Here is a 25,774-nt window from a genome sequence, read left to right as displayed (position 1 = left end):
ACCAGTATGTCCATTGAAGTCCGCGTCCCCACCATCCTGCGCCCCCACACCGGCGGCCAGAAGCTCGTCACCGGCGAAGGCGAGACCCTCGCCGAGCTGTTCGACAGCCTCGACGCCCAGCACACCGGCCTCAAGGCCCGCGTCGTGACCGACGAGGGCGCGCTGCACCGCTTCGTGAACGTGTACATCAACGACGAGGACGTCCGCTTCATCGGCGGCCTCGAGGCGAAGCTCGCCGACGGCGACTCGATCACCATCCTGCCCGCCGTCGCGGGCGGCATGTAGCACCGGAAAGGGGCGACGAGCCGTGGCACGCTTCGAAGACATCACCGCGACCGTCGGCGAGACGCCGCTGGTCGGACTGCCGCGGCTGTCGCCCTCGCCCGAGGTCCGGCTGTGGGCCAAGCTGGAGGGGGCCAACCCGACCGGCTCGGTCAAGGACCGCGTGGCCGCCAAGATGATCGAGGCCGCCGAGGCCGACGGCCTCCTGACGCCCGGCGCGACCATCCTGGAGCCGACCTCGGGGAACACCGGCATCGCGGTGGCGATGCTGGCGCGGCGCAAGGGCTACAAGCTCGTCGCCGTCATGCCCGAGAACACCTCGGTCGAGCGGCGGCAGCTGCTGACCGCGTTCGGCGCCGATATCGTGTTCTCCCCGGCCGCGGGCGGGTCGAACGCGGCGGTCGCCAAGGCGCGCGCGATGGCCGCCGAGCGGCCCGACTGGGTCATGCTCAACCAGTACGCGAACCCGGCGAACGCCGCCGCGCACTACGAGGGCACCGGGCCCGAACTGCTGCGGGACCTGCCCGACGTCACGCACTTCGTGGCGGGCCTGGGGACGACCGCGACCCTCATGGGGGTCGGGCGGTACCTGCGCGAATACGCGCCGGGCGTGCAGATCGTGGCGGCCGAGCCGCGGTACGGCGAGCTGGTGTACGGGCTGCGGAACCTCGACGAGGGGTTCGTGCCCGAGCTGTACGACGAGAAGGTGCTCGACCGGCGTCTGAGCGTCGGGACCGAGGACGCGCTGCGGCGCACGCGCGAACTGCTCAGCGAGGAGGGCCTGTTCGTGGGGCTCTCGACCGGGGCGGTGCTGCACGCGGGGCTGGCGCTGGCGCGCGAGGCCGTGAAGGCCGGGCGCAGCGCGGACATCGCGATGCTGGTGGCCGACGGCGGCTGGAAGTACCTGTCGACGGGCGCCTACTCGGACGGACTGGACGACGCGGCGAACGCCCTGGACGGCCAGGTCTGGGCCTGAGCCCGGCCCCCGGGGTCGGGTGTGGCGGAACGCGGCGCCCCCCGTTTTGAGAATGACGCGAGGGTGCGACATGGTCGCGGCCCAGACCGGCCCCCGAGGTCGGGTGCGTCGCGACGCGGCTCCCCTGTTACAAGGGTGCGCGGCGGGTGCGACAGTTCGCGGCCGCACTGCGGCCGCCGCCGGCAAGCGGCGGATCGTTTTCCACCTTCGGGGGCGTGGGTCGCTCCGTTCCGGTGCGATCCTGAGGCGTCCTCAGTGGCTTGCTAGCCTGGCCGCATGAGTTCCGGCGACCAGAGCACCTTCACCATCGGCCAGGCCACGGGCCTGCCTCGTCAAAGTGAAGCGCCGCCAAAGGAGACCGGGCCACTCGCCGCCGTCCGCGCCACCGCGGCCCCCGCGCCTCCGGTCGACCCGGACAAGCCCGAGGCCCCCGCGGTCCGCCTGCGCCGCCTCGCCGGCGTCGCGGCCTGGGCGCTCGTGCTCGTGCTCGCCGGTGTGGCCTCCGCGATCGTGGGCCTCTTCCAGATCTTCGGCGACGGACCCGACTGGTTCACGCCCGCGTTCATCTCCTGCGGCGTCGCCGGCATGATGCTCGCCATGATGGCCTTCGCGACCGTGCGCTTCCGCGGCGTGCCCTGGATGTTCATGGCCGCCTCCACGATCACGCTCCTGGCCGCGTTCGTGATGCTGCGCCTGGCCTGAGCCCGCCGAGCGCGGACGGAGTTCTCCCACCCAGGGTGGGTAAAAACTAGACAGAGCACCGAAGCGCACCGGGCCCAGCCTCTACCCCGGGTCCGACGATCGCGTCCCGCGCTTGCTGTTTGTGTGTCGATCGCCACGTTGTCATTTTGGCGACATTCCCGTGCCGAGCAGGGGCGATCCAGGCCCGAATGGACGTACTCTCGGAGCCCATGAACGACGCGCCCATCGGGATCTTCGACTCCGGTGTCGGAGGCCTGACCGTCGCCAGGTCGGTCAGCGAACTGCTGCCCGCCGAGCGACTCGTCTACGTCGGCGACACCGCCCATGTCCCGTACGGTCCCAGGTCCATCGCCGAGGTCCGCAAGCTTTCGCTCGACGTCTGCGACCACCTGGTCGAACAGGAGGTCAAAGCGCTCGTGATCGCCTGCAACTCGGCCTCGGCGGCGAGCCTGGCCGACATCCGCGACCGCTACGACATCCCTGTCGTAGAGGTCATCCGGCCCGCCGTCCGCCGCGCCGTCGCCACGACGCGCACCGGCCGGGTGGGGGTCCTCGGGACGGTCTCCACGATCTCGTCGGGCGCCTACATGGACGCGTTCAACGCCGTCCCGGACGTCAAGGTGACCGCCGTCGCCTGCCCGGCGTTCGTGGATTTCGTGGAACGCGGTGTGACAACCGGCCGACAGCTCCTGGGCCTTGCCCAGGGGTACCTTGAGCCGCTACAGCAGTCCGACGTCGACACGGTCGTGTTGGGCTGCACCCACTATCCGCTGCTGACCGGACTCATAGGATTGGTGATGGGGGAGGACGTGACCCTGGTGAACTCGGGGAGCGAGTGCGCGCGTGAACTGTACCGCGTGCTCACGGAGCACGACCTGCTGACCTCTCGCACCGCGCCCGCCGAACACCGGTTCTTCGCGACCGGCGACCCGGAGGCCTTCACCAGGACCGCGCGCCGGTTCCTGGGAAACCTGTTCCCGAACGCTGCGGCGGCCGTACTGGACAAGGTGTGATCTGCCATGAAACTCACGGTCATCGGATGCGCGGGCTCGTTCCCTGCCCCCGACACGCCCTGCTCGGCCTACCTGGTGGAGGCCGGAGGGTACCGGCTGCTGATCGACTTCGGCACCGGATCGCTCGGTGAGCTGCAGAAGCACCTCGACCCGCATCTGATCGACGCCGTCATCGTCACCCACCTGCACGCCGACCACTTCTTCGACGCGTGCGCCTACGCCGTCATGCGCCGCTACGCGCCCGAGGCGCCCACGCACGCGCTGCCGATGTACGGGCCCGCCGGGGTCGGCGAGCGCATCGTCGCCGCCTACGGCGGCCAGGGCGAACTGTGCCACCCGTCCCTGCGGGACGTCTACGACTTCCGCGAGCTGCGGTCGGGCACCTTCGACCTGGGCCCGCTCACCGTCACCGTCGACCGCGTCGCCCACCCGGTCGAGACCTACGGCATCCGCGTCGAGCACGCCGGGTCGTCCCTGGCGTACACCTCCGACTCCGGGCCCTGCCAGGCCCTCGAATCGCTCGCGGCCCACAGCGACGTCCTCCTCGCCGAGGCCTCCTACCTGGAAGGCCGCGACAACCCGAAGGACGTGCACCTCACCGGCAAGGAGGCGGGGGAGTACGCCACCAAGTCCGGCGCCGCCCGCCTGCTCCTGACGCACCTGGTCGAGCCGTGGAACTCGCGCGAGCAGACCCTCGCCGAAGCCCGGGCCGCCTACACCGGACCGGTCGACGTCGTGCGCCCCGGCCAGGTCTACGAGTTCTGAGACGCCGCCGGCACTCGTACACGGGGTGCCGTCAGGGCCCGCAGCGGCCCGATTGGCACATTCTCGGGATACGGACGATGCGCAGCGGCCGTAGCGTCGAAGGATGTCGAGCGATGCCAACCCCCAGCAGTACGCGGGCCAGGCCGGTGGGCCTCCCCCGCAGTACCAGCAGCAGCCCCAGTACGGGCCGCCCCAGCAGCCGCAGTACGCGCCGCAGCCCCAGTACGGGCCGCCCCAGCCGAACCCGTACGTAGAGCAGGGCGCCCCGCAAGGACCCGGGCAGCCCCCCTACGTGCCGCCGGGCGGGTACGTCCCCGTCCCGCCGCCGCCCCCCGGGCGCGGGCGAGGCCCCAAGATCGCGGTCGCCGCGATCCTGTCGGTCGTGCTGCTGGCCGCCGTCGGCGCGGTCGTGCTGTTCAAGTTCGTCCTCGTCAAGGGCCCCGACCCGGCCGAGGCCTTCCCGTCGACCGCGTCGATGTACATGGAGGTCAACCTCGACCCCTCGTTCGACCAGACGCCGAAGCTCCTCGAGCACCTCTCGAAGTTCGACGACCTCGACTACGACTCCACCGACGACCTGCTGACCGATCTCCTCGAGGAGTCCGGCCTCGAAGGCGTCGACGCCGAAGAGGACCTCACCTCCTGGCTCGGCAACCGCCACGGCGTCGCCATGTGGCAGTACGAGGACCAGCCCTACGCCGTCGTGAGCCTCGCCAGCACCGACGCGGGTGCGGCCGAGGACGGCATGGCCGACCTCCGCGCCGCCGCCGGCGTCGAAGAGGACCAGATGGCCTACACCGTGGAGGACGACCACGTCCTCCTCGTCGCGGGCGAGACCGGCGCGGCCGACGCGCTCACCGCCGCCCAGAGCGAGGCCGGCGACGAGCCGCTCTCCGCCTCCGGCTCCTATGAGGAGGCCCGCTCCTGGCTCGACGGCGACCAGCTCGTCGTCTACTGGGTCGACATGGCCTCCGTCGGCGCCGTCGCCGAAGGCATGGGCGAAGAGGTCCCCGAGGAGTTCCTCGACCTCTACTCCGGACAGCTCATCGCCGGGTTCTCCGCCTTCGACGAGGGCTTCGAACTCACCTACCGGCTCTTCGGGTCCGAGGCCGACGCCTGGACCGGCTCCGAGGACCTCATGTCCGGCATGGGCGACCTGCCCGCCTCCGACTTCGCCGCGACCGCGTACATCCCCGAGAACATCGGCGACCTCGCCGAGGAGTGGACCGGCGCGTTCGAGGGCCTCTACGGCGGGGGCGAAGCCACCGCCGAGGCCACCGAGCCGAGCGTGGACGCTCAGCCGCTCACCGACGCCGAGTACACCGAGTACCTCGAACTCCAGACCTCCTACTACGACGGCACCATCAGCGCCGAGGACGAGGCCCGCTACCTCGAACTCGACTCCCGCTACTGGATGTACGGCACCGAGGCCGAGCCCTTCGAGTACGAGGACGACTACACCGACTACGGCCCCGACTTCGCGGCCATCGAGGAAGCGGTCGCCCAGTTCACCGACCTCCTCGCCGGCTCCAGCCTCAGCGTCGCCGGCAACTTCGACCCCGAAGAGGACACCGACCCCGAGTCCCTGTTCTTCTCCGCGCACCTCGCCGAGGACCGCGCGCAGGAACTCGTCGACGCGCTGAACGAGTACGCCGGCGAGGAAGGCCTCCCCGACGGCGTCGAAGTGGACGGCTCCGACATCTCCTACACCGGCCCCGAGACCGGCTCCGGAACGCTCGCCGACGACGCGCGCTTCAGCGACTTCGCCGACGTCGCCCCCTCCGAGTCCGCCATCGGCCTGTGGGTCGACCTCGACGCCGCCGCCGAGACCTACCCCGAGGACTTCGAAGGGGCCGAACCGCTCTCGGCCTTCGCGTGGGCCCACGGCAGCCAGGACGGCGACGGCACCGGCGTTCTGCGGCTCTACCTGAACGATTAGCACCAGAGTGGCGGGATCGGTCGCGCTAGGCTCGACGCGTGACCGATCCCGTTGCCCATCCCCTGGCCAAGCGCTGGCCTTCAGCGGCGAGACTCGTGGCCGAACCCGGTTCGGTCCGCACCCCGTTCCAGCGCGACCGCGCCCGCATTCTGCACTCGGCGGGCTTCCGCCGCCTCGCCGACAAGACCCAGGTCCACACCGCCGGGACCGACGACTTCCTGCGCACCAGGCTCACCCATTCGCTGGAGGTCGCCCAGATCTCCCGTGAGATGGGTTCCGCTCTCGGCTGCGACCCCGATGTCGTCGACGTCGCGGGCCTCGCCCACGACCTCGGCCACCCGCCCTTCGGGCACAACGGCGAGGACGCGCTCCACGAGGTCGCGGGCCCCTGCGGCGGCTTCGAAGGGAACGCCCAGACCCTCCGCGTCCTCACCCGTCTCGAGGCGAAAGTGGTCGACGACGATGGCCGCTCGGCCGGCCTGAACCTCACCCGCGCCTCGCTCGACGCGACGTGCAAGTACCCGTGGCGGGCCGACGCGGGCCTGCGCAAGTTCGGGGTCTACGAGGACGACCTGCCGGTCTTCGAATGGGTCCGCGGCGGCGCCCCCCGCGGCGCGAAATGCCTTGAGGCGCAGGTCATGGACTGGTCCGACGACGTGGCCTACTCGGTGCACGACGTCGAGGACGGCCTCCACGGCGGCTACATCAACCTCGCCAAGCTCATGGACGACGCCGACGAGCAGGCCGCCGTCTGCGAGGACGTCGCCGACCGCTACGCCGAGGAGTCCACCGCCTCCCTCAACGAGGCCCTGCGCGAACTCCTCCACGACCCGGTCATGGAGTCCCTGCACGACTACGACGGCTCGTTCGGCGCGATGGTCGCCCTCAAGGACTTCACCTCGAACATGGTGGGCCGCTTCGTGAACGCCGCCGCCCGCGCCACCAGGGACCGCTTCGGCGAGGGGCCGCTGCGCCGCTACGACGCCGACCTCGAGGTGCCCGAGCGCGAACGCGTCCAGTGCGCCCTGCTCAAGGGCATCGCCTGGCGCTACGTGATGCGCCCCAGGACCGACGAGGCCTGGTACACCCGCCAGCGCGAGATCCTCCACGACCTGGTCGCGCTCCTGTGCGACCGGGGCCCGGACGCGATGGAGCCCATGTTCGCCGAGATCTGGCACGAGGCGGGGGACGACGCCGCGAGGCTGCGCTGCGCCATCGACCAGGTCGCGTCGCTGACCGACGCCTCGGCCGAATCCTGGCACCGCCGCCTCACCGGCTCCTGATCCGAGAAAAATTGTTCAACCCGGCGTGTCCTCCGCCGTGCTGTACCCTTGTGTATATACATTCGCGGCATGGTAGATATCAAAGGAGGTGCGGTCATGACCCGCACTGTGATCGACCTCGATGACGACCTGCTCGCCGAAGTGAGCAAGGCGCTCGGCACCAAGACGAAGAAGGAGACCGTCAACACCGCGCTCAGGGAACTTCTTGAGACCCGGCGCCGCGCGATGGCGCTGACCCGACTGCGGGAGCTGGTTGCCGACGGAGCGATCGACACCGAATTCCTCATGGACAAGAGGAACTATCGTCCGTGACCCCAGCGAATTTCCTCATCGATACCAGTGTATTGACGAGACTGCTTCTCCCTGAAGGCAATCACTATGGATGGGACCGGGCAGCGGAAGCCGGTCTCATTGCACTGTGCATGCCGGTAGAACTCGAATTCCTACGAACCGCGAAGTCGCGGGAGCACGGTCGCCAGATCGAGGAGATCTTCCTCGGTCTGCTCGGCTGGGTCCCCGCCGATGAGCGAATGTTCGCGAGGGCTCGTGAGGTGCAGAAGGAACTCCTGAATCGCGGCCAGCATCGCGGTGCGAGTCCGATCGACCTGCTCATCGCGGCGACCGCGGAGCTTCACGATCTCACACTGCTCCACCTCGACAACGACTTCGAGTGCGTCGCGGCCGTCACCGGGCAAGCTCTCGAAAGATTCGGCCCGGAACAGGGGAGCTTAGGCGGAAGGGTCCTTCCAAGCCTGCTCAGCAGCTCGATGCGCTTCCGTCGCCTGATCGAATTCGCCGCGCAGGCCTCGTTTCAAGAGGTCCTGCGCGGCCTTCGTCTTCCGTCAGAGCCTGCGGAAGACCAGGTCGAAGATGTCCCGGCCCGCTTTGACGCCGCGGCGCTCGAACTTGGTGATCGGGCGGCGGTCCGGCCTCGGCGCGAAGCCCTCGGCGGTGTTCTCGTACGCCTCGTCGGCGGTCAGGACCTGGAGCATCTGCTCGGCGTAGTCGGCGATGTCCGTGGCGCAGTGGAGCAGCCCGCCCGGGCGCAGCAGGCCCGCCATCGTCTCGACGTGCTCGGCCCGGATGATGCGGCGCTTGTGGTGGCGAATCTTCGGCCACGGGTCGGGGAAGTAGACCCGGATCTCGTCCAGGGAGCCCGGCGCGATCCCGTTCCACAGCAGCGGCAGGGCGTCGCCCTGGTAGATCCGCAGGTTGTCGAGGCCGCGCTCGTCGGCGCGGGCCATGAGGTCGGCGATGCCCTGCGGGTAGACCTCGACGGCGAGCAGGTCCCGGTCGCGGTCGGCGTCGCACATCGCGGCGGCCGCCTCGCCGTTGCCCGAGCCGATCTCCAGGATCACCGGGGCGGTGCGCCCGAAGAGCTTCGCGAAGTCGATCCTGCCGTCCTCGGGCGTCCACTCCACGCCGAAGCGCGGCCAGAGACGCTCGAAGGCCTCGTCGTGGCGGGGCTTGTTGCGTCCCTGGCGGAAGTTGAACGTCAGGATGTGTCGGTGCTGCGGTTCCTCATCAGGCATAACCGGGCAAGTCTAGCCGTGTGGTGCGGCCCTCAGCGCTCCAGCTTGGCCGGGGCCTCGTACGAGCGGCCGCGCACGCCGGCGGGCCCGTCGGGGCGCCTCGGGTCCGGCCGCGGCGGCGGCGGGGGAGGCTCCTCGTCGCGCAGGGTGCCGTTGTCGAACAGGTACGACTCGCGCGGCTCGTCGTCCTCGGTGAAGTCGTCGCCGTCGGGCTGCTCCGGGACGTACGTGGGCGGGCCGACCTCTTCGTGCTCGGGCTCGGCCGTGATCATCGCCTTCGGCCGCCGCGCGGGGCGGCGCGCCTGCTTGGCCCGCTCGCGCAGGAAGTACACGTAGCCGCCGAGCGCCAGGACCGCGATTCCGGCGCCGATCCAGAAGCCCGGTCCGGCGATCACGACGCCGATCAGCTCCAGCACGGTCAGTGCGATGAGCACGTAGAGGATGCGGCGATGGCGGCGCCTCCACCATTCGGCGCGCATCTGCCGGAGCCTGGCCTGCTCGTGCATCTCGGGGTCCTCGCCGGTCAACGACTGGAAGGTCTCCAACCGTACCGAGTCCCCGCGACGCGTGCCGCGCCGCTCCCACCCGCGTGACTTCCCCTGGGGCGGAAGGTCTTGCGCTTCCATCAACTCGTCGAGTGAATTGTCCGGATCATCCAGTTTCACGGTCTGGTGCGACGTGGGACGCGAGGGCGAGTGCCCTTCCCGGTCGAGCACGCGGGCGTCAGAGGAGGCCCGGTCGGCGATCATCCGCTCGTCCGGGTCGTACCGGCGCACCAGCGCCGGGGTCAGGGCCAGCAGGGCCGTCGCGGCCAGCAGGGCCAATAGGACCGATGCGGGCATCGCTCACCTCCTCTGCGTCGTTCTCGGCTCCGTGCGCGTTACCCCAAGGTACGCAATCGCGTGACGCATTTCCGACACTTGACTGGAACCAGAACCCAAAGTCCCAATACCATCACGCCTGGTCACAATCGCATCACAATTAACGACTATGGCAGGTTTTTGCCCTAAACTCGCTGCAATGTCCAGTTCGCGCCGAAGCCTTGATCCGAAGCGCGCACCGGGCGCAACCTGAGGCGCTCTCGATCGTTACCCCAAGGGAGACATCGAAAACTCCTCAACTCGAACACCTTGCCCACGAGCACGGCCCGAGCCCCCCGATGGTACGAGCACGGCGCAACAAGGAAGGAGCACCGGCGAACGATGCCCGAGACCGTTCCCGCCGGCGATCCCCGCGGCCGAGAGGCAGGCCCCGAGCCGGACTCCGACGAAGCCCCCGAGACCCGCTCCGACCCCGAGCTCATCGCCGCCACCCGCGGCGGCGACACCACGGCCTACGCCGTCCTCTACGAACGCCACGTCCACTCCGCGCGCCGCCTCGCCCGCATCCTCTCGCGCGACCCCGCCGGCGCCGACGACCTCGTCTCCGAGGCCTTCGCGAAACTCCTCCACACCTTCCGCGAAGGCGGCGGCCCCGACCTCGCCTTCCGCCCCTACATGCTCCAGACCCTCCGCAACACCTTCTACGACCGCGTCCGCCGCGACAAGCGCGTCGAGTTCACCGACGACCTCTCCGCCCACGACTCCGGCGAGATCTACGTCGACCCCGCCGTCGAGGGCCAGGAGCGCCGGTACGCCGCGCTCGCCTTCGGCAAGCTCCCCGAGCGCTGGCGGATGGTCCTGTGGCACACCGAGGTCGAGGAAGACTCCCCGGCCAAGATCGCCACCATGCTCGGCATGACCCCCAACGGGGTCTCCGCGCTGGCCTACCGCGCCCGCGAGAAGCTGCGCCAGAACTACCTGACCGAGCACGCGGCCGACTCCCCGCGCGAGGAGTGCCGGTGGACCGTCGACCGGATCGGCGCGCGCGTGCGCGGCAAGCTCGGCGACCGGGACGTGCTGAAGATCGACGAGCACCTCGACTCGTGCGTCACCTGCAACCTGCTGTTCGCCGAACTGACCGAGCTGAACTCGGGCCTGCGCGGCGTGGTCGCCGGGGTCTTCCTCGGCGGTGCGGCGGCGCCGTACCTCGCGGCAGGGACCGCTTCGGCGGCCGGGCTCGCGGTCGGCGGCGCGCTCGCGTTCATATTCGCGCCCTTCGTGAGGGCGCTGAACTGGATCCGGCGGATCTTCCAGCAGCTCGGCACCAAGGGCACGGTCGCGACCGGCACGGCCGTCGCGGTGGCCGCGGTCGTGGCGGTCTTCGCGCTGACCGGCGACGAGGAGGAGCCGCCCGCGGCGGCCCCCGAGCAGGAGTTCATCCAGCCCGCCGAGGAGGAGGAGCCCGGGCCCGACCCGGAGGACTCCGCCGATCCGGACGATCCGGAACCCGACCCGGAGGACCCGGCCGATCCGGACGACCCCGAGCCCGACCCGGACGAGGAGACCCCGTCTGAGGCCGAGCCGGCCGCCTACGGGATCGAGCACGGCCTCGGCACCACCGGCCTCGTCGCGGGCGGCGAGGCGATCCTGCCGATCCGCCTGGAGGCGCCCGACTCGGGCGGCACCGCGGGCGGCGGCTACGCGCCGACCACGCACCGGGCTGAATCACTGGACACGACATCGCCGAACACTGCCGACGGGGCCCCGCGCGGGCTGGGCCAGGCGCCCGCCTCCGACCGCGTCACGCTCGACATCACCCTGCCCGAGGGGATAGGGCTCGCGTCCGAGACCGCCGACCCGGGCTGGACCTGCACCGAGGGCGACGCGGCGATCCACTGCACGATCCCGGCGATGCCCGACCCGGCCGAGGCCAACGTGCGCATCACCATCGACGAGGACGTCAGCGGCTACCAGACCTTCGAGGTCACCGTCGAGGGCCCGGGCATCAGCGGCACCACCGCGTTGCAGATCCCGATCGCTCCCGCGGGCAGCGACGTCGGCTACGCGAGCCTTGACGCGACCGGTGTGACGGCCGCCGGGAACACGTGGCTGACCTGCTCGATCCCCGGCTGCCGGGACGTGTCGCTGCTGGGCGGCGGCGACCGCTGGCCCATGAAGGCGTACAAGCCCGAGAACGCGCCCGCCGGGCGCGAGGGCGAGGCAGCGTCGGGCGCGGTCCTGGACGTTCCGGGCGGCGCCGAGATCGCGTGGGCCGGCCTGTACTGGGCCGGGGCGCACGAGGACCTGCCCTCGGAGGTCTCGCTCGCGGGGCCGGGCGGGTCGTGGAGCGGCGTCTCGGCCGACTCGACGCGCGACACGAGCCCCGGGGTGCAGGCGTTCGCGGACGTCACGGACCTCGTCTCGGGCGGCGGCGAGTACTGGGTCGCGACCGACAACCACCAGCTGCCGACCTCGGAGTGCGACCACTGGCCGATCGGCGGCGACGCGCACTGCCTGGACCGCCACTTCGCGGGGTGGTCGCTGACGGTGGTGTACGCCGAGCCGGGCGCGGCGGCGAAGGAGGTCGCCGTGTACGACGGCGCCCCGTCGGCCGACACCGAGATCGAGGTGGAGGACGGCGGCGCGGTGGACATCGCGGCGACGCTGTGGGGCGGTTCGGCCTACAGCCGCGGCGACTCGCTCACCGCGGGCGGGCAGTACCTGGGCGAGCCCGCGACCTGCCTCGCGCAGGGTGCGGTGAACGGCGAGCACTGGTACGCGTTCGGGGTGGATGTGAGCGTGTACGGGGCCGACCTGGGCGAGGACGCGGTGATCCGCTTCGAGCGGGGCGACGACCCGTTCATCATCGGCGTGGTCGCGGTCGCGGCGCCACTGGGCGACGATATGACCGGATAAGTCCAGTACCCGGGGTCGGGTGTGTCGGTTCGCGGTCGCCCCCGAATCAACGATGGCGCGGGGGTGCGACAGTTCCGGGGACGGCCCGAGGAACGTAGGGGCTCGTCCGGGAAACGTCCGGCCCCCGAGGTCGGGCGGGTCGCAACTTGGCTCCCCTTGTCACAAGGGTGCGCGGCGGGTGCGACAGTTCCGGGACTTGTCCGGGGATCATCCCGGGACCGTCCGCCCCCGAGGTCGGGTGCGTCGAGATTCGGCCCCCCTTGTTACAAGGGTGCGCGGCGGGTGCGACGGTTCGGATTTTCGGCGGTACCGCTCCCGCGCCGCGCCGGGTATTCTGGCGCGTGATGCCGACCTCGACTGAAGCCCCGCCCCCGACCCGCCGCGGTCTCGCGGGCCTGTACGCGCGAGCCGCCGACCTGCTCCGGCGCCACGCCGCCGAGCTCACCCGCTTCGCCGGCGTCGGCGGCACCGCGTACGTGATCGACATCGGGTTGTTCAACCTCATGTACCTGGGCCTCGACTGGTCCTACTGGTGGGCCAAGATCATCTCCACGATCGTGGCGATGAGCGTCGCCTTCATCGGGAACCGCCACTGGACCTGGCGCGAGCGCCGCGGCAGCGCCGCGGCCCACCGCCAGTACGCCCTCTACTTCTTCTTCAACGGAATCGGCCTGCTCATCTCCCTGGGCTGCCTGTGGGCCAACGAGGGCCTCGCCCAGGTCTGGCCCCAGTACTTCGACAACGAGCTGGCCGTGAACCTCGCCGCGAACTTCTTCGGCGTCGGCTTCGCGACGATCTTCCGCTTCTTCGCCTACCGCACGTGGGTCTTCCGCCATCCCCCGAAACTCGCCGAAGTCCCCGCCAACTGACGTCCCGCGAGCGTCCCCGAGGCCGCCAACTCACGGCCCCCGAGCCGCAAAGCAAGAGGCCCGCACCTGATTCGGTGCGGGCCTTTCACGTCGCTTCGTCGAATGCGCCCTCAGGCGCCGTCGGCGGAGTCGCCCGCGCGGCGCGAGCGGTCGTCCTCGGCGAGCTGGTACAGCAGGGCCTTGGTCTTGTCGACCCTCGGGACGTCCACGAGGTTGATCTCGCCGTCGTCGGAGGCCGAGTCGATGTTCATGTCGCCGAAGCCGAAGATCCGCTCCCAGACGTTCTGGGTGTAGGACACGGTGTTGACGCGGGCGAGCGGGATGTGGCGGCTCTCGCGGGTCACGAGGCCTTCGCGCCACATGATGCGCTGGTCGGTGATCACATAATGGGTGGAGCGCCAGCGGATCCACGGAATGACGGACAGCCAGATCAGGAGCACGAGGAAGATGACGACCTCGGCGAGCACGAGCCAGATCGCCCAGGACTCGTCGATCCTGGTCGTATAGGTGACGGCGATGGCGCCGATGGCGAGGAAGACCACGAACCACAGGACGGGGCCGACGCCTTCTTTCCAGTGCGGGCGGGTGTGGAGCTTGACCTCTTCGCCGCGGGCGAGTTGGTCGTCGGGATATCCCACTGCGGACCTCCAGGAGTGAGAAACGGGCGGGGGCGGTGTGAATTGTTCAAAAGCACAGTACAACACCCGGACTTCGGACCCTGGTCCCCGATTCCGGGTAGGGGCCGCCGGGCGGGGGGAACAGCCCGATCGTTCGCGTTGGGGCGGCGGCGTTCACGCCCCTACGGCACCCAGCCGTTCTTCGCCGCGTGCCAGCCGAGCTGAATGCGGGTGTCCACATCGGCCAGGTCCATGAGCTCGCGGACGCGCCGCTGCACGGTCCGCAGACCGATGCCGAGCTTCGCCGCGATCGACTGGTCGGTGAGCCCGGCGATCAGGAGCCCCAGCAGGACCGCGTCGTCCTCGTGGATCTGCCCGGCGTACCGGCCCTCGGCGCCGGTGGCCGCGGTCGAGGCCGGGATCCCGTTGAGCCACAACTGCTCGAACAGGGCCCCCGCCAGTTCCACGATGGGCCGGCTCCCGGTGACGATCGCCTTCGGGCTGCCCGCGCCCGGCGCCTCGATCACGGCGGTCCGGTCGTCCACGAGCAGGAGCTTGAGCGGCAGCCGCTTGGCGAAGCGCACCTCGTCGCCCGAGGACAGGGCGTGGCGCAGGTACTCGGCGTACGGGTCGATGTCGAGCACCATGCGGTCGAACAGGATCCGGTGGTCCACGCCCCGCTGCTGGAGGCCCAGGTGCAGTTCCTCCTCGGGCACCGGGAGCACCATCGGCGGCCTGACGAACGTGCGCAGGTGCCGTTCGGCGCCCGCCTTGAGCTGGCGCAGGCGCGAGCGGATCGCGACCGCGCCGGTCACGACCTCCCAGCTGCCCTGGTCGCCGCCGTTCGCGCCCGGCCCGGCCCGGTGGATCTCGAGGAGTTCGCGCAGCGCCTCGTATTCGCCCAGGACCTCGCCGAGCTGTGAGGCGATGCGCCCGCCCAGGACCGTGTCGGGGCCGACCGCGCGGAAGCGCGAGTCCGCGATCATCGTGGCGAAGCCGTAGTCGACCAGGCGCATGAGGAGGCTGCGGACGCGGGCGGAGGGGAGCCCGGACTCGGCGGCCAGCTGCGACACCGAGGCGTCCGCTTTGGACAGCAGGAGGCGGTAGAGGCCCTCGCCCTCGGCGTCGAGGCCCGTCGGGCCCGGCGGCTGCCGGGCCGGCCGGGTCTCGGGGTCCTCGTTGTCACGCGCCTGATCGGCCAAAACGCTGCTCCTCCGTCGTGGAAGCCCCTCGTTCGGAAGCCCTGTGCCGCACCGGTTCAGTCCTGCGGCCGCAAGTGGACGATGTCGCCCGCGGCGACCGTCTCCACCGCGCCCTCGCCGCCGTCGGCGGCGATCTGCAGGCAGCCTTCGGCGTCGATGCCGACCGCACGCCCGGAAAGCTTGCGGCCGTTCGGGAACGATACCGCGACCAGTCGCCCCAACGTGTCGGAGTTCCGGCGCCACGACTCGATCACCGCGGCAGGGCCGCGCTCGTTCCAGGCCGCGTACAGGGCCCCGACGCGCGCCAGGAAGTCGGCGGCGATCGTTGCGCGGTCGAGCTCGGTCGCCCCGGCGATGAGCAGCGACGTCCCCGTGGGCACCGGCAGCTCCTCGTCCGTCAGCGAGACGTTGAGGCCCGCGCCGACGATCACGGCCCCGCCCTCGACCTGCGCGAGGATCCCGCAGACCTTCCGGCCCTCGACGAGGACGTCGTTGGGCCACTTGAGCTTCGCGTCCACCCCGCAGACCGCCGCGAGCGTCTCCCGCAGGGCCACGGCGGTCACGATGCTCAGCGTCCCCCACTGCTCGCGCGGCAGCGTGGGGCGCAGCAGGAACGACATGGTCAACCCCGCGCCCGCCGGGCTCGTCCACTGCCGGTCCAGGCGCCCGCGCCCGGCCGACTGCTCCTCGGCGATGAGGACGCGGCCCTCCCCGGCCCCCTCCTTCGCGGCGGCGGCCAGATCCGCATTCGTCGATCCTGTGACCGGAACCACTTCAACCCCGGTCCAGAAGTCGGACTTCTCCGACAACAGCGACCAGAGCGCCTGCCGGTCCAGTGGCTTTCTCGTCGGTGTGCTCACGCACATAGCGTAGCCACAGGGAAGGCCGATACGATCCGAGTCGTGACCGACATCGATTTCCACACGACCGCCGGGCGGCTCGCCGACCTGGCAGAGCGCCTCTCGGAAGCGGCAACGGGGAACCCCCTGGCGATCGAGAAGCAGCACGAGAAGGGCAAGCGGACCGCCCGCGAGCGCCTCGAGCAGCTGCTCGACGAGGGGTCGTTCGTCGAGCTGGACTCCCTGCGCAAGCACCACTCGACCAGCTTCGGCATGGAGGCCAACCGGCCCTACGGCGACGGCGTCGTCACCGGCTACGGCACCATCGAAGGCCGCGAGGTCTGCGTGTTCGCGCAGGACTTCACCGTCCTGGGCGGCTCCCTCGGGCAGGTCTCGGGCGAGAAGATCACCAAGATCCAAGACCTCGCGCTGCGCACCGGCCGCCCGATCATCGGCATCTCCGACTCCGGCGGCGCCCGCATCCAGGAGGGCGTGGCCTCCCTCGGCGGCTACTCCGAGATCTTCTTCCGCAACGTGCGCGCCTCCGGCGTCATCCCCCAGATCTCGCTCATCATGGGCCCGTGCGCGGGCGGCGCGGTCTACTCGCCCGCGATCACCGACTTCACGGTCATGGTCGACCAGACCAGCCACATGTTCATCACCGGCCCGGACGTCGTCCGCGCGGTGACCGGCGAAGACGTCGGCATGGAGGAGCTGGGCGGGGCCCGCACCCACAACGCGGTCGCAGGCAACGCCCACTACCTCGCCTCGGACGAGGACGACGCGCTCGAATACGTCAAGCACCTGCTCTCGTATCTGCCCTCGAACAACCTCGACGAGCCGCCCGCGTACGAGTCCAAGGACTTCGAGCTCGACCTCACCGCCACCGACCTCGAACTCGACACGGTCATCCCCGACTCGGCCAACCAGCCCTACGACATGCACAAGGTGCTGGAGTCGGTGCTGGACGACGGCGAGTTCCTGGAGACCCAGCCGCTGTTCGCGAAGAACATCATCACCGGCTTCGGGCGCCTCGACGGCAAGCCCGTCGGCGTGGTCGCCAACCAGCCCATGCACTTCGCCGGGTGCCTCGACATCGACGCCTCGGAGAAGGCCGCGCGGTTCATCCGCTTCTGCGACGCCTTCAACATCCCGATCATCTCCTTTGTCGACGTCCCCGGATTCCTCCCGGGCACCTCGCAGGAGCACGACGGGATCATCCGCCGCGGCGCGAAGCTCATCTACGCGTACGCCGAGGCCACCGTCCCCAAGCTCACCGTCGTGACCCGCAAGGACTACGGCGGCGCGTACTGCGTCATGGGCTCCAAGGGCGTCGGCGCCGACCTCAACCTGGCCTGGCCGACCGCCGAGATCGCGGTCATGGGCTCGCAGGGCGCCGTCAACATCCTCTACCGCCGCGACCTCGCCAAGGCCGACGACGAGCAGGCCAAGCGCGCCGAACTCATGTCCGAGTACGAGCAGAAGCTCAACAACCCGTACGTCGCCGCCGAACTCGGCTACATCGACGCGGTCATCCAGCCGCGCGAGACCCGGGCGATGCTCGTGCGCGGCCTGCGCATGAACGCCTCCAAGCGCGACGAGCTCCCCGCCAAGAAGCACGGGAACATCCCGCTCTGAAGACGACAGGGAGGGCGGCGGCGCCGCTCGCGGCGCCCCCGCCGGGCCGCAACGCGAGCGCGGCCGCCGCCCTCCTCACGTCTCCTCACCCGATCCGGTGAGCCTGACACGCGTCCGGTCCGCACTACCGGGCGAAACCGCTTTGCCACGCGGGGCGGTGCGCACCACTCCCATCCCAAGAGTCCGATCCGGGTACCGTCTTATACAGCTGGGGGAAGCGGGACGAATTGTCCCGCCGGATGTTGGGAGTGGGCCATGACACCAATCGGAGGGATGCTGCCCGGGCTGCCGTCCCGGCGGTACGCCATATTGATCGACGTCGGCTACCTCTACGCGGCCGCCGCCGAACTCCTGCTCGACGCCACCTCCAGGCGCGACTACCGGGTCGACGCCGAGAAGCTCATCAAATCGCTCATCGAACGGGCCGCGCACACCCTCTCCGACGGTGAACTGCTCCGCCTGTACTGGTTCGACGCCGCCCGCGACCGGGTGCCCACCGTCGACCAGCGCGTCATCGCCAACATGGAATACGTGAAGGTCCGCCTCGGCAACCTCAACTCGCGCGGACAGCAGAAGGGCGTCGACGCCCAGATCCGCTCCGACTTGGAACTGCTCGCCCGCCACCGCGCCATCCACGAGGCGATCCTCCTCGCCGGCGACGAGGACATGGTCCCCGCCGTCGAGGTCGCCCAGGCCTACGGCGTGCGCGTCCACCTCTGGGGCGTCGAACCCCCGTACGGCACCAACCAGGCCGAACGGCTCGTATGGGAGTCGGACACCGTCCAGACCATCGAGTCCGAGGACCTGCGCGCCTACTTCACCAAGAGCGGCACCGCCGCCGCGGCCACCCTCGGCATGGTCGGGGCCCCGATGGCGCAGCCCGAGGTGCGGGTGCCGAGCCCGGCCGCGGTCTTCGGCCAGCGCCAGTCCGTGGCCGTGACCATGAACGCCGCCGAGGCGCTGGCCCAGGCCGAGTCCGCTCGGCCGAAGTTCGTCCGCACCACCCAGACCGGTGAGAAGCTCGACCCCGAGACGGTGCGCCAGATCGGGGAGTACGTGGGCCACAAGTGGCTCTTGACCCGGGGCGCCGACAACATAGCGGACCTGCTGCCGGGGCCGCAGCTGCCGACGGTCATCGACAAGGAGCTCCTGGTGGAAGCCGAGAAGGAACTCGGATACTCTCTACGCGACCACCCCGAAGCGCGGATCTGGGTCCGCGACGGGTTCTGGGAGCGGGTGCACCGCGAGTTCGACATCGACGACTGAAACGTCGACGACCGGGACATTGACGATTGCAGCGGCGCCGGGCGACGGCGCCGCCGAGGCACGGGCAGGAGCAGCACGATGGGTCTGGAGCTGAAGGTCCTCCGCGGGAACCCCACGGACGAGGAGCTCGCGGCGCTCGTCGGGCTGATCACGGCCCTGCCGCGCCCCGAAGAGGAGTCCGAGGCCCCGAGCCGCCGGGCCTCCTGGTCCAACCCCGGATTGAAGCTGCGGGTGCGCCGCTCCTGGCGCGAGACCTCCGTTCCGGCGCGCAAGGGTCTCGACCGTTGAGCAGGCCTTTCGTACTGGCTTCGCAGTCGCCTGCGCGGCGCGAGCTGCTGAGGGCCGCTGGGATCGAGCCGCTGGTGATCGTCTCGGGCGTGGACGAGAGCCGCGTCATGGGCGAGGACCCGGCCGAGCTGGCGTCGACGCTCGCCGAATTGAAGGCGCAGGCCGTGCTCGACCTGGTCGGCCCGGACTCGCTCGTGCTCGGCTGCGACTCGGTGCTGCACTTCGGCCGCGAGATCCTCGGCAAGCCCGAGGGCCCTGAGGAGGCGACCTCGCGCTGGAAGCGGATGCGCGGCAACTCCGGGATGCTCTACACCGGGCACTGCCTCATCGACACGACCGCCGACCGCCAGATCGTGCGCGCTTCGGGCACCGTGGTCCACTTCGCGGAGGTCTCCGACGAGGAGATCGCCGCCTATGTGGCGACGGGCGAGCCGCTGCACGTGGCCGGCTCGTTCACGCTCGACGGCTACGGGTCGGCGTTCATCGACCGCATCGAGGGCGACCCCGGCACGGTCATCGGACTGTCGATGCCGCTGCTGCGCAACATGCTCGGCGAACTGGAGATCGCGCTCCACGACCTGTGGAAGTAGGCGGCCCGGTTTGGGGGAGTCCCGGCTTCCCGGAGTTCCGGTTTTCAGGAGGCCCGGTTTCCGGGCAGGAGTGAACCGGCTCGGGGCGGAGGCCCCCCGGTTTCAAGCGTGCCTCAGGGGTACGACAATCCGGACCCTGTGGCGATAACGCGACATTCACTCGCTTGTAGAGCGCCCCCCGTTTTCAAGCGTGCTTCGCGGGTGCGACAGGTCGCGGCCGTCAGCGGCCGTCGTGGGGAGCTGATCGCGGTCATGCGACGGCGGTCATGCGACGTTGACTCGCCTGCGGCGGGTCCGGGTCGCCTCGCGCGCGTCGACCGCCTCCAGCTGCCATCGCCGCGCCGCTTCCAAGGTCGGGCCGCGCCCGTCCTCCAAGTGCGTCAAGGAGATCGCGGCCGCCCGGTCGGGGTCGGCCGCTTCGAGCGCTTCGAGGAGCTCGGCGTGCTCGGCGCGCTGGCTCTCGGGGTCGCGTTCGACGGTGAGGTGGAACAGCCAGCGCATGCGGGCCTCCAAGGGCCCCATGATCTGTCCGAGGAGCGGGTTGCGGGCGGCGGCGACGAGTTCGCGGTGGAAGGCCGCGTTCGCCTCGGTGCGGGCCTCGTCGCCCTCGCGCGGGCGGACGCAGTCGCGCAGGCGCCGCAGCGCCTCGGGGTCGGCGTGCTCGGCGGCGAGGCGAGCGGCGAGCGGTTCGAGGCCGGCGCGGACGTCGAAGAGGTCCTCGATGTCCTTGGGGGTCGGCACGGTGACGATGCTGCCCTGGCCGGGGACGGTGGTGACCAGGCCGTCGGTCGCCAGGCGCTGGAGGGCCTCGCGCAGGGGGATGCGCGAGACGTCGAACTCGGCGGCGAGGTCGCGTTCGATCAGCCGCGCGCCCGGGCGCAGCCCGGCGGTGACGATGCGCTCGCGCAGGGCCTGGTAGACCTGTTCGGCTCGGGTCATGACCTGTCTCTCCTACGGAACCGGCGGGTGGCCGGACTGTCGTCAAAGGTATACCGTCGAGAATAGTGGTATACCGTTAACTGCGGGAACCTGAGGCGAGAGGAACTGCACATGACCGACCTGCTGCTGCGCGACGCCCGGCTCTGGGGCCGCCAGGGACGCGCCGACCTGCGCATCGAGGGCGGCCGGATCGCCGCCGTCGGCGACGCGCTCTCCGGCGAGGGCGCCCGCGTCGAAGACCTCGGCGGCGCCGTCGTCATCCCCGGCCTGGTCGACTCCCACGCCCACGTCGACAAGACCCTCTGGGGCGGCCCCTGGGTCCCGCGCACCGCCGGCCCCGGTCTGGCCGCCGCCATCGCCTACGGCCGCGACCGCCGCGCCGAATTCGGCGTCCCCAACCCCGACTACATCACCGCGCTGCTCACCAACATGGTCGTCTCCGGCACCACCCACGCCCGCTCGCACGTCGACATCGACCCGGGCATCGGCATCGGCGCCGTCGAGGCCGTCCGCGAAGCCGCCGAACGCCTCGACGGGCGCATCGACGTCGAACTCGTCGCCTTCCCCCAGACCGGCGTCCTCGTCAGCCCCGGCACGGCCGATCTGCTGGAAGAAGCCCTGAAAGCCGGCGTCAAGACCGTCGGCGGCATCGACCCCGCCGGCTTCGACCTCGACGCCGAGAACCACCTCGACCTCGTCTTCGCCCTCGCCGCCCAGTACGGCGCCGAGATCGACATCCACCTCCACGACGGCGGCGACCTCGGCATCCACGAGTTCGACCTCATCATCGAGCGCACCAGGGCGCTCGGCTACGCCGGCAAGGTCACCATCAGCCACGCCTTCGCCCTCTGCGACGCCGACGACGCCACCCGCGCCCGCCTCATCGCGGACCTCGCCGAACTGCGGATCGGCCTGACCTCCGTGGCCCCCAAGAAGATCCTGCCCCTGCGCGAACTCGACGCCGCCGGCGTGACCATGGGCATCGGCAACGACGGCGTCCGCGACCTGTGGAGCCCCTACGGCACCGGCGACATGCTCCAGCGCACCCAGTGGTTCGCCCGCAACGCCGGATTCAGCCGCGACGCCGACATCGAACTCGCCCTCGAAGCCGCCACGTTCGGCGGCGCCAGGCTCCTCAAGATCGACGGCTACGGCCTCGCCGTCGGCGACACCGCCGACCTCGTCGCCGTCCCCGGACGCAACCCGTCCGAGGCAGTCCTGGAACACCACAAGCGCACCCTCGTGGTCAAGAACGGTCAGATCGTCGCCCGAGACGGCGCCCTCGTCTGAGCCTCACGCCTCGCGCCACTTGATGCTGCAGCCCGTCGACGGGTAGTGCGGCACCGGAACCGGCTCGCCCCTGCGGACCAGCTCGATCGCGGACGCCAGGTACTCCCCGGTGACGGGCACGCCGTTGCCCGGAGTCGAACCGTCGAACGCGCCCCGGTAGGCCAGCTTGCGATCGGGCCCGTAGAGGAAGAAGTCCGGCGTGCAGGCCGCGCCGTAGGCCCGCGCGACCTCCTGCGACTCGTCCGTCAGGTACGGGAACGTCCAGTTCGCGCGGGCCGCCTGCTCGGCCAGGCCCGCCGGCCCGTCCTCGGGGTGGCTCGCCGCGTCGTTCGGGCAGATCGCCACCACGTCCAGATCCGTCTGGCCGGACGTGAACGCGCCGAACGTCTGCTCGATGTGCCGCACGTAAGGGCAGTGGTTGCAGGTGAACGCCACCAGCAGCGCGTGGGAGTCGAAATCGGACAGCGACCGCAGGCCGCCGTCGAGGTCCGGCAGCGAGAAGTCCGGCGCGGGCGAACCGAGCGGGACCATGGTCGAGTTGAGGGCCACGAGAATCGCACTCCTGGAAGTAGACGGCGGTGGACTCCATCGTAGGGAGTGCGAAGACCCGGCACCAGAGGCGCGCGTCCCGCGACCCCAAACCGCTTGCGGCGCCGCGAAGCACTTCCTAAGCTGCACGAATGCCCCAGACGCCGCACCGTTACACCTCCCCGGACGAGGACTCGAGCCGCTGGCTCGACTTCCCCTCCCGCCCAGGGGACATCGTCATCAGCACCCGCTCCAAGCACGGCACCACCTGGACGCAGATGATCTGCGCCCTGCTCGTACTCCAGACCCCCGACCTGCCCGCACCGCTGTCCGAGATCTCGCCCTGGCTCGACTGGCTCGTCGTCCCCCAGGACGTCGTGCTCGCGCGGCTCCAGGCCCAGACACACCGCCGCTTCGTCAAGACCCACACGCCCCTCGACGGCGTCCCCATCCGCCCCGACACGCGGTACATCGTCGTCGCCCGCCACCCCCTCGACGCCGCCGTCTCCCTCTACCACCAGAACCTCAACCTCGACCGCGCCCGCATCAGGGAACTGACCGGCGCCCCCGAACCCGCAACGGCCGACGGCGAGGCCCCGAAGCCGAAGCCGACCCTGCGCCGATGGCTCGCCGAATGGACCACAGAGGAGGCCGACCCGCGCGAATGGCTCGACTCGCTGCAAGGCGTCATGTGGCACCTCTCCGACGCATGGTCGCGGCGCGAGGAGCCGAACGTGCTGCTCGTCCACTACGCCGACCTCGCCGCCGACCTCGACGGCGAGATGCGCCGGATCGCGGCCTGGCTGGAGATCGAGGTGGGGGAGGAGCGCTGGCCCGCGCTGGTGCGGGCGGCGACGTTCACCGAGATGAAGTCGAACGCGGAGCGGGTCGCGCCGGACCCGGCCGGGATCATGCGCAGCCGCGACGCGTTCTTCAGAAGCGGCACCTCGGGTTCGGCCCGCGACTTGCTGACCGGGGAGGAGCTGGCCGCGTACCGGCGGCGCGTCGAGGGCCTCGCGCCCCTCGACCTGCTGGAATGGCTCCACCGGCCTTAGCGCGGGCGCCCCGCCGGAAAGAAGTGCGGCGGGTGCTCCGCGCCTGTGCTGCGCACAGGTCTCCAGGCCGAGGGCCATGCTCTTGCTCACCTGGCCCGCAGCCCCGCCGGAAAGAAGTGCGGCGGGGCTCCAGGCCAGGTGAGTGGAGCCCCGCCGCCGGCCGTCTCGGCTACCCCACGTTGCCGGACGGCCTCCTGGTGATGGCGACAAAGTCTCTTGTCGAGCAGGCTTCGTCTTTGTCGCCGCGCCATCAGGTGCGTTGGAATCAGCGTAGAACTACCCATTCGACTTGCGAAGTCAAAAACCCGACAAATGCAGACATTGCTATTTGAGCATGAAAGTGGACGGACCGTCGCGCCCGGCGGTCACAGGATCATTCCATTGGGGACTATCTATCCTCCTGGGGATCTCCATGCCGTTCCCCGCGTTGGAAGATCCTTCCCGAGATCTCGACCTGGGCGATGCGCCGCAGCGCCTCGAAGATCGCGTCGCCCAGGACCGTGCCGATGACCATCGCCTCGAGAATCTCGTCGCGCTCCTCGCGGGTGCCGAGCAGACGGACGTCGAAATCGGCCACGATTTCGGCCGCGCGCGCGTACTCGCCGGTCAGATCGACCATGTCGATCAGCCCGAACTCGCGCAGCCGGCCGATCGCGTCCGCGAGCGTCCAGATGTAGCCGTGGTCGGGGTCGACGGACGCCCAGCCCTGGCGGCGCACGATGCCGCGCGCCGTCTCCAGGTCCTCGGCCGCGGGCTCCGCCGCCGGCACGCGGTGCTGCGACAGCGCCCGGCTCGCCACCCCGAGGGTGCTGTCGAGGTCGCGCCCTGGGTCCTCGATCTCGGCCAGCACCTCGCGCACCTTCGCGATCGGCACCGACCCGACCTCGACCATCGCGCGCACCAACCGCAGGCGCCGGACGTGCTCCTCGCCGTATTCGACCTGGTTGTGGCTGCGGCGCTCGCCGCCGGAGAGCAGTCCCTCGCGCACGTAGTACTTGATCGTGGCCGCGGGGACCCCCGTCCTCGCGCTCAGCTCTCCAATTCGCATGGCTCCTTCTTACCCGAACCGCGGTTGACCGCCGCTCGACATTAATGATAGCTTCACTATCGATAGTGTTACTCACATCAAGGAGCACCCTCTCATGGCCGCCACCCTCGACACGCCCACCCGACCCCCGAGGAGGCGCGGCCGCACCGCGGTCGTCGTCGTGGCGGTCCTCAGCGTCGCGATCGTCCTCTACGCCGTGCCCGCCTACCTCGTCCCCGACGTCGACTCGCGCGTCGGCATCCGCGAGGACGTGCCGATCCACCTGCCGTTCCTGGTCGTCCACGCCGCCACCGCCGGCATCGCGCTCCTGGTCGGGCCGTTCCAGTTCTTCGGCTCGATCCGCCGCGACCACCCGAAGGTCCACCGGACCATCGGCCGGATCTACCTCCTCGCCGGCGTCCTCCCCGGCAGCCTCTCGGGGATCGTGGTCGCCGTGCTCACCACGGCGGGGCCGATCGCGCTGGTCACGTTCGTGCTCCTGGACGTCTTCTGGTTCTACTCGGCGCTGCGCGCCTACCGGGCCGTGCGCGCCCGCGACTTCGCCGGGCACGAGCGCTGGATGCTGCGCAACTTCGCCGCGACGTTCGCGGCCGTGAACCTGCGCGTCTACCTGGGGTTGTTCATCGCCGCCCAGCTCCCGCTGCTCGAGGGGTACTACGGCGGGGACTTCGACGCGCTGTTCGGCGTCGCCTACACTTCGGCGGTCGTGTCCTCGATCGTGCTCAACCTCGTGTTCATGGAAATCTACTTGCGGCGCAAGCGAACCCGTAGCACGCTCGGGGCGAACGCCTGAGCACGCACGGAGGTACCGCATGGGCAGCGAGGACTACACCATCTCGTCCGATCCCGACCGCCTCGACCGCGACTGGATCCACGAGGCCATCTCGACCGACACGTACTGGGCGACCGGACGCAGCCGCGAGGACATGGACCGGGCCATCGAGCACTCCCTCCCGTACGGCCTCTACGACGGGACCGGCCGCCAGCTCGCGTTCGCGCGCCTGGTCACCGACCAGACCTACTTCGCGTGGCTCAGCGACGTCTACGTGGACCGCTCCGCCCGCGGCAAGGGCGTCGGCAAGCTCCTCATGCGCCACCTCGTCGAGGAGACCGAGAAGATGAACCTCAGGCGCGTCATGCTCGCCACCAGCGACGCCCAAGGGCTCTACGGCCAGTTCGACTTCACCGAGATCGACGACGACTACGCGTGGATGTACCGGGTGCGGCCCGGCCGCGACTAGACCACTGCCGGGGTCCGGCCCGGCGCCCGGGCGCCCCCGTCCAAAGGGTCGCAGCTAACTCCCGGGCCTCGATCGCCGAACGGCCGTCACCCCGACGCGCTAAGCTGGTGCGTTCCCGAATTCGAGCGAGGAGCG

General features: G+C 70.4%; 26 protein-coding genes and 1 pseudogene. 19 read left to right on the top strand and 8 right to left on the bottom strand.

Annotation, left to right across the window (positions count from 1 at the left end; translation table 11 throughout):
* The first annotated feature begins 6 nt into the window (after positions 1-6).
* The 9 genes and pseudogenes from BLQ63_RS23985 to BLQ63_RS29900 all read left to right on the top strand — a co-directional run.
* Entirely contained in the window at positions 7-285 is a 279-nt protein-coding gene (locus BLQ63_RS23985) for a MoaD/ThiS family protein (protein ID WP_091040064.1), read from the top strand.
* Between the two features lie 22 nt (positions 286-307).
* A complete protein-coding gene (locus BLQ63_RS23980; RefSeq protein ID WP_091040063.1) occupies positions 308-1,258 on the top strand; it encodes a PLP-dependent cysteine synthase family protein in 951 nt (316 codons plus the stop codon).
* A gap of 276 nt (positions 1,259-1,534) precedes the next feature.
* Positions 1,535-1,960 carry a hypothetical protein gene (locus BLQ63_RS23975; RefSeq protein WP_091040062.1) on the top strand — a complete coding sequence of 142 codons (426 nt, stop codon included), beginning with the start codon at positions 1,535-1,537 and terminating at the stop codon, positions 1,958-1,960.
* Positions 1,961-2,169: 209 nt separating this feature from the next.
* Complete coding sequence (gene murI / locus BLQ63_RS23970; protein WP_091040061.1) at positions 2,170-2,973, top strand: glutamate racemase; 804 nt, start codon at positions 2,170-2,172, stop codon at positions 2,971-2,973.
* Between the two features lie 6 nt (positions 2,974-2,979).
* On the top strand, positions 2,980-3,738 hold the full coding sequence (locus tag BLQ63_RS23965) for an MBL fold metallo-hydrolase (RefSeq protein WP_091040060.1): 759 nt from the start codon (positions 2,980-2,982) through the stop codon (positions 3,736-3,738).
* A 103-nt stretch (positions 3,739-3,841) separates the two neighbouring features.
* Positions 3,842-5,677, top strand: a complete 1,836-nt coding sequence (locus BLQ63_RS23960) for a hypothetical protein (protein WP_143015061.1) — start codon at positions 3,842-3,844, stop codon at positions 5,675-5,677.
* A gap of 38 nt (positions 5,678-5,715) precedes the next feature.
* Positions 5,716-6,960 carry a deoxyguanosinetriphosphate triphosphohydrolase gene (locus BLQ63_RS23955; protein ID WP_218125471.1) on the top strand — a complete coding sequence of 415 codons (1,245 nt, stop codon included), beginning with the start codon at positions 5,716-5,718 and terminating at the stop codon, positions 6,958-6,960.
* A gap of 96 nt (positions 6,961-7,056) precedes the next feature.
* Positions 7,057-7,272, top strand: coding sequence for a type II toxin-antitoxin system VapB family antitoxin (locus tag BLQ63_RS23950; RefSeq protein WP_091040058.1), 216 nt, complete (start codon positions 7,057-7,059; stop codon positions 7,270-7,272).
* Positions 7,269-7,688 (top strand): annotated as a pseudogene (locus tag BLQ63_RS29900) (PIN domain-containing protein); the annotation flags it as partial. The gene BLQ63_RS23950 and the pseudogene BLQ63_RS29900, both read left to right, overlap by 4 nt.
* Positions 7,689-7,802: 114 nt before the next feature.
* On the opposite strand, the gene trmB reads toward BLQ63_RS29900, so the two are convergent.
* The gene (gene trmB / locus BLQ63_RS23940; RefSeq protein ID WP_091040057.1) at positions 7,803-8,492 is read right to left on the bottom strand and encodes a tRNA (guanosine(46)-N7)-methyltransferase TrmB; all 690 of its coding nucleotides are present in this window, start codon (positions 8,490-8,492) and stop codon (positions 7,803-7,805) included.
* A 32-nt stretch (positions 8,493-8,524) separates the two neighbouring features.
* Positions 8,525-9,334 (bottom strand): divisome protein SepX/GlpR, encoded by an 810-nt coding sequence (gene sepX / locus BLQ63_RS23935; RefSeq protein WP_143015060.1) that lies wholly within the window; start codon positions 9,332-9,334, stop codon positions 8,525-8,527.
* Positions 9,335-9,694: 360 nt separating this feature from the next.
* Between sepX and BLQ63_RS23930 the strand changes: the two genes are divergently transcribed.
* Both BLQ63_RS23930 and BLQ63_RS23925 read left to right on the top strand, forming a co-directional pair.
* On the top strand, positions 9,695-12,229 hold the full coding sequence (locus BLQ63_RS23930; RefSeq protein ID WP_091040055.1) for a sigma-70 family RNA polymerase sigma factor: 2,535 nt from the start codon (positions 9,695-9,697) through the stop codon (positions 12,227-12,229).
* A 344-nt stretch (positions 12,230-12,573) separates the two neighbouring features.
* Entirely contained in the window at positions 12,574-13,098 is a 525-nt protein-coding gene (locus tag BLQ63_RS23925; RefSeq protein ID WP_091040054.1) for a GtrA family protein, read from the top strand.
* Positions 13,099-13,208: 110 nt separating this feature from the next.
* Here BLQ63_RS23925 and BLQ63_RS23920 read toward each other — a convergent pair whose 3' ends face one another.
* From BLQ63_RS23920 to BLQ63_RS23910, 3 genes are all read right to left on the bottom strand, one after another.
* On the bottom strand, positions 13,209-13,736 hold the full coding sequence (locus tag BLQ63_RS23920) for a PH domain-containing protein (protein WP_091040053.1): 528 nt from the start codon (positions 13,734-13,736) through the stop codon (positions 13,209-13,211).
* Between the two features lie 161 nt (positions 13,737-13,897).
* On the bottom strand, positions 13,898-14,917 hold the full coding sequence (locus tag BLQ63_RS23915; RefSeq protein ID WP_091040052.1) for a hypothetical protein: 1,020 nt from the start codon (positions 14,915-14,917) through the stop codon (positions 13,898-13,900).
* 56 nt (positions 14,918-14,973) lie between these two features.
* Positions 14,974-15,777, bottom strand: a complete 804-nt coding sequence (locus BLQ63_RS23910; RefSeq protein WP_218125470.1) for a biotin--[acetyl-CoA-carboxylase] ligase — start codon at positions 15,775-15,777, stop codon at positions 14,974-14,976.
* Positions 15,778-15,810: 33 nt separating this feature from the next.
* On the opposite strand from BLQ63_RS23910, the gene BLQ63_RS23905 reads away from it, so the two are divergent.
* From BLQ63_RS23905 to BLQ63_RS23890, 4 genes are all read left to right on the top strand, one after another.
* Positions 15,811-17,394 (top strand): carboxyl transferase domain-containing protein, encoded by a 1,584-nt coding sequence (locus BLQ63_RS23905; protein WP_091040106.1) that lies wholly within the window; start codon positions 15,811-15,813, stop codon positions 17,392-17,394.
* Between the two features lie 255 nt (positions 17,395-17,649).
* Positions 17,650-18,660, top strand: coding sequence for an NYN domain-containing protein (locus tag BLQ63_RS23900; protein ID WP_218125467.1), 1,011 nt, complete (start codon positions 17,650-17,652; stop codon positions 18,658-18,660).
* A 78-nt stretch (positions 18,661-18,738) separates the two neighbouring features.
* Positions 18,739-18,948: an acyl-CoA carboxylase subunit epsilon gene (locus tag BLQ63_RS23895; protein ID WP_091040050.1), complete on the top strand. Its 210-nt coding sequence runs from the start codon at positions 18,739-18,741 to the stop codon at positions 18,946-18,948.
* Entirely contained in the window at positions 18,945-19,538 is a 594-nt protein-coding gene (locus tag BLQ63_RS23890) for a Maf family protein (protein ID WP_091040049.1), read from the top strand. The genes BLQ63_RS23895 and BLQ63_RS23890 overlap by 4 nt, the downstream gene beginning before the upstream one ends.
* 264 nt (positions 19,539-19,802) lie before the next feature.
* Here BLQ63_RS23890 and BLQ63_RS23885 read toward each other — a convergent pair whose 3' ends face one another.
* Positions 19,803-20,477 (bottom strand): GntR family transcriptional regulator, encoded by a 675-nt coding sequence (locus BLQ63_RS23885; RefSeq protein ID WP_091040048.1) that lies wholly within the window; start codon positions 20,475-20,477, stop codon positions 19,803-19,805.
* A 111-nt stretch (positions 20,478-20,588) separates the two neighbouring features.
* Between BLQ63_RS23885 and BLQ63_RS23880 the strand changes: the two genes are divergently transcribed.
* Positions 20,589-21,767, top strand: a complete 1,179-nt coding sequence (locus tag BLQ63_RS23880; protein WP_091040047.1) for an amidohydrolase — start codon at positions 20,589-20,591, stop codon at positions 21,765-21,767.
* A gap of 3 nt (positions 21,768-21,770) precedes the next feature.
* On the opposite strand, the gene BLQ63_RS23875 is transcribed toward BLQ63_RS23880, so the two are convergent.
* Positions 21,771-22,316, bottom strand: coding sequence for a thioredoxin family protein (locus BLQ63_RS23875; protein WP_091040046.1), 546 nt, complete (start codon positions 22,314-22,316; stop codon positions 21,771-21,773).
* Between the two features lie 131 nt (positions 22,317-22,447).
* On the opposite strand from BLQ63_RS23875, the gene BLQ63_RS23870 reads away from it, so the two are divergent.
* Positions 22,448-23,350 (top strand): sulfotransferase domain-containing protein, encoded by a 903-nt coding sequence (locus BLQ63_RS23870; RefSeq protein WP_091040045.1) that lies wholly within the window; start codon positions 22,448-22,450, stop codon positions 23,348-23,350.
* Between the two features lie 388 nt (positions 23,351-23,738).
* On the opposite strand, the gene BLQ63_RS23865 is transcribed toward BLQ63_RS23870, so the two are convergent.
* The gene (locus BLQ63_RS23865) at positions 23,739-24,398 is read right to left on the bottom strand and encodes a MerR family transcriptional regulator (protein ID WP_091040044.1); all 660 of its coding nucleotides are present in this window, start codon (positions 24,396-24,398) and stop codon (positions 23,739-23,741) included.
* 94 nt (positions 24,399-24,492) lie between these two features.
* Here BLQ63_RS23865 and BLQ63_RS23860 point away from each other — a divergent pair, with 94 nt between their 5' ends.
* Together BLQ63_RS23860 and BLQ63_RS23855 are read left to right on the top strand one after the other, a co-directional pair.
* Positions 24,493-25,191 carry a DUF2306 domain-containing protein gene (locus BLQ63_RS23860; RefSeq protein WP_091040043.1) on the top strand — a complete coding sequence of 233 codons (699 nt, stop codon included), beginning with the start codon at positions 24,493-24,495 and terminating at the stop codon, positions 25,189-25,191.
* A gap of 19 nt (positions 25,192-25,210) precedes the next feature.
* Positions 25,211-25,639, top strand: a complete 429-nt coding sequence (locus BLQ63_RS23855) for a GNAT family N-acetyltransferase (protein WP_091040042.1) — start codon at positions 25,211-25,213, stop codon at positions 25,637-25,639.
* Positions 25,640-25,774 lie beyond the last annotated feature (135 nt).

The sequence above is a fragment of the Glycomyces harbinensis genome (assembly GCF_900101745.1).
Taxonomy (GTDB): domain Bacteria; phylum Actinomycetota; class Actinomycetes; order Mycobacteriales; family Micromonosporaceae; genus Glycomyces; species Glycomyces harbinensis.
This window is presented reverse-complemented; position numbering and strand designations above follow the sequence as displayed.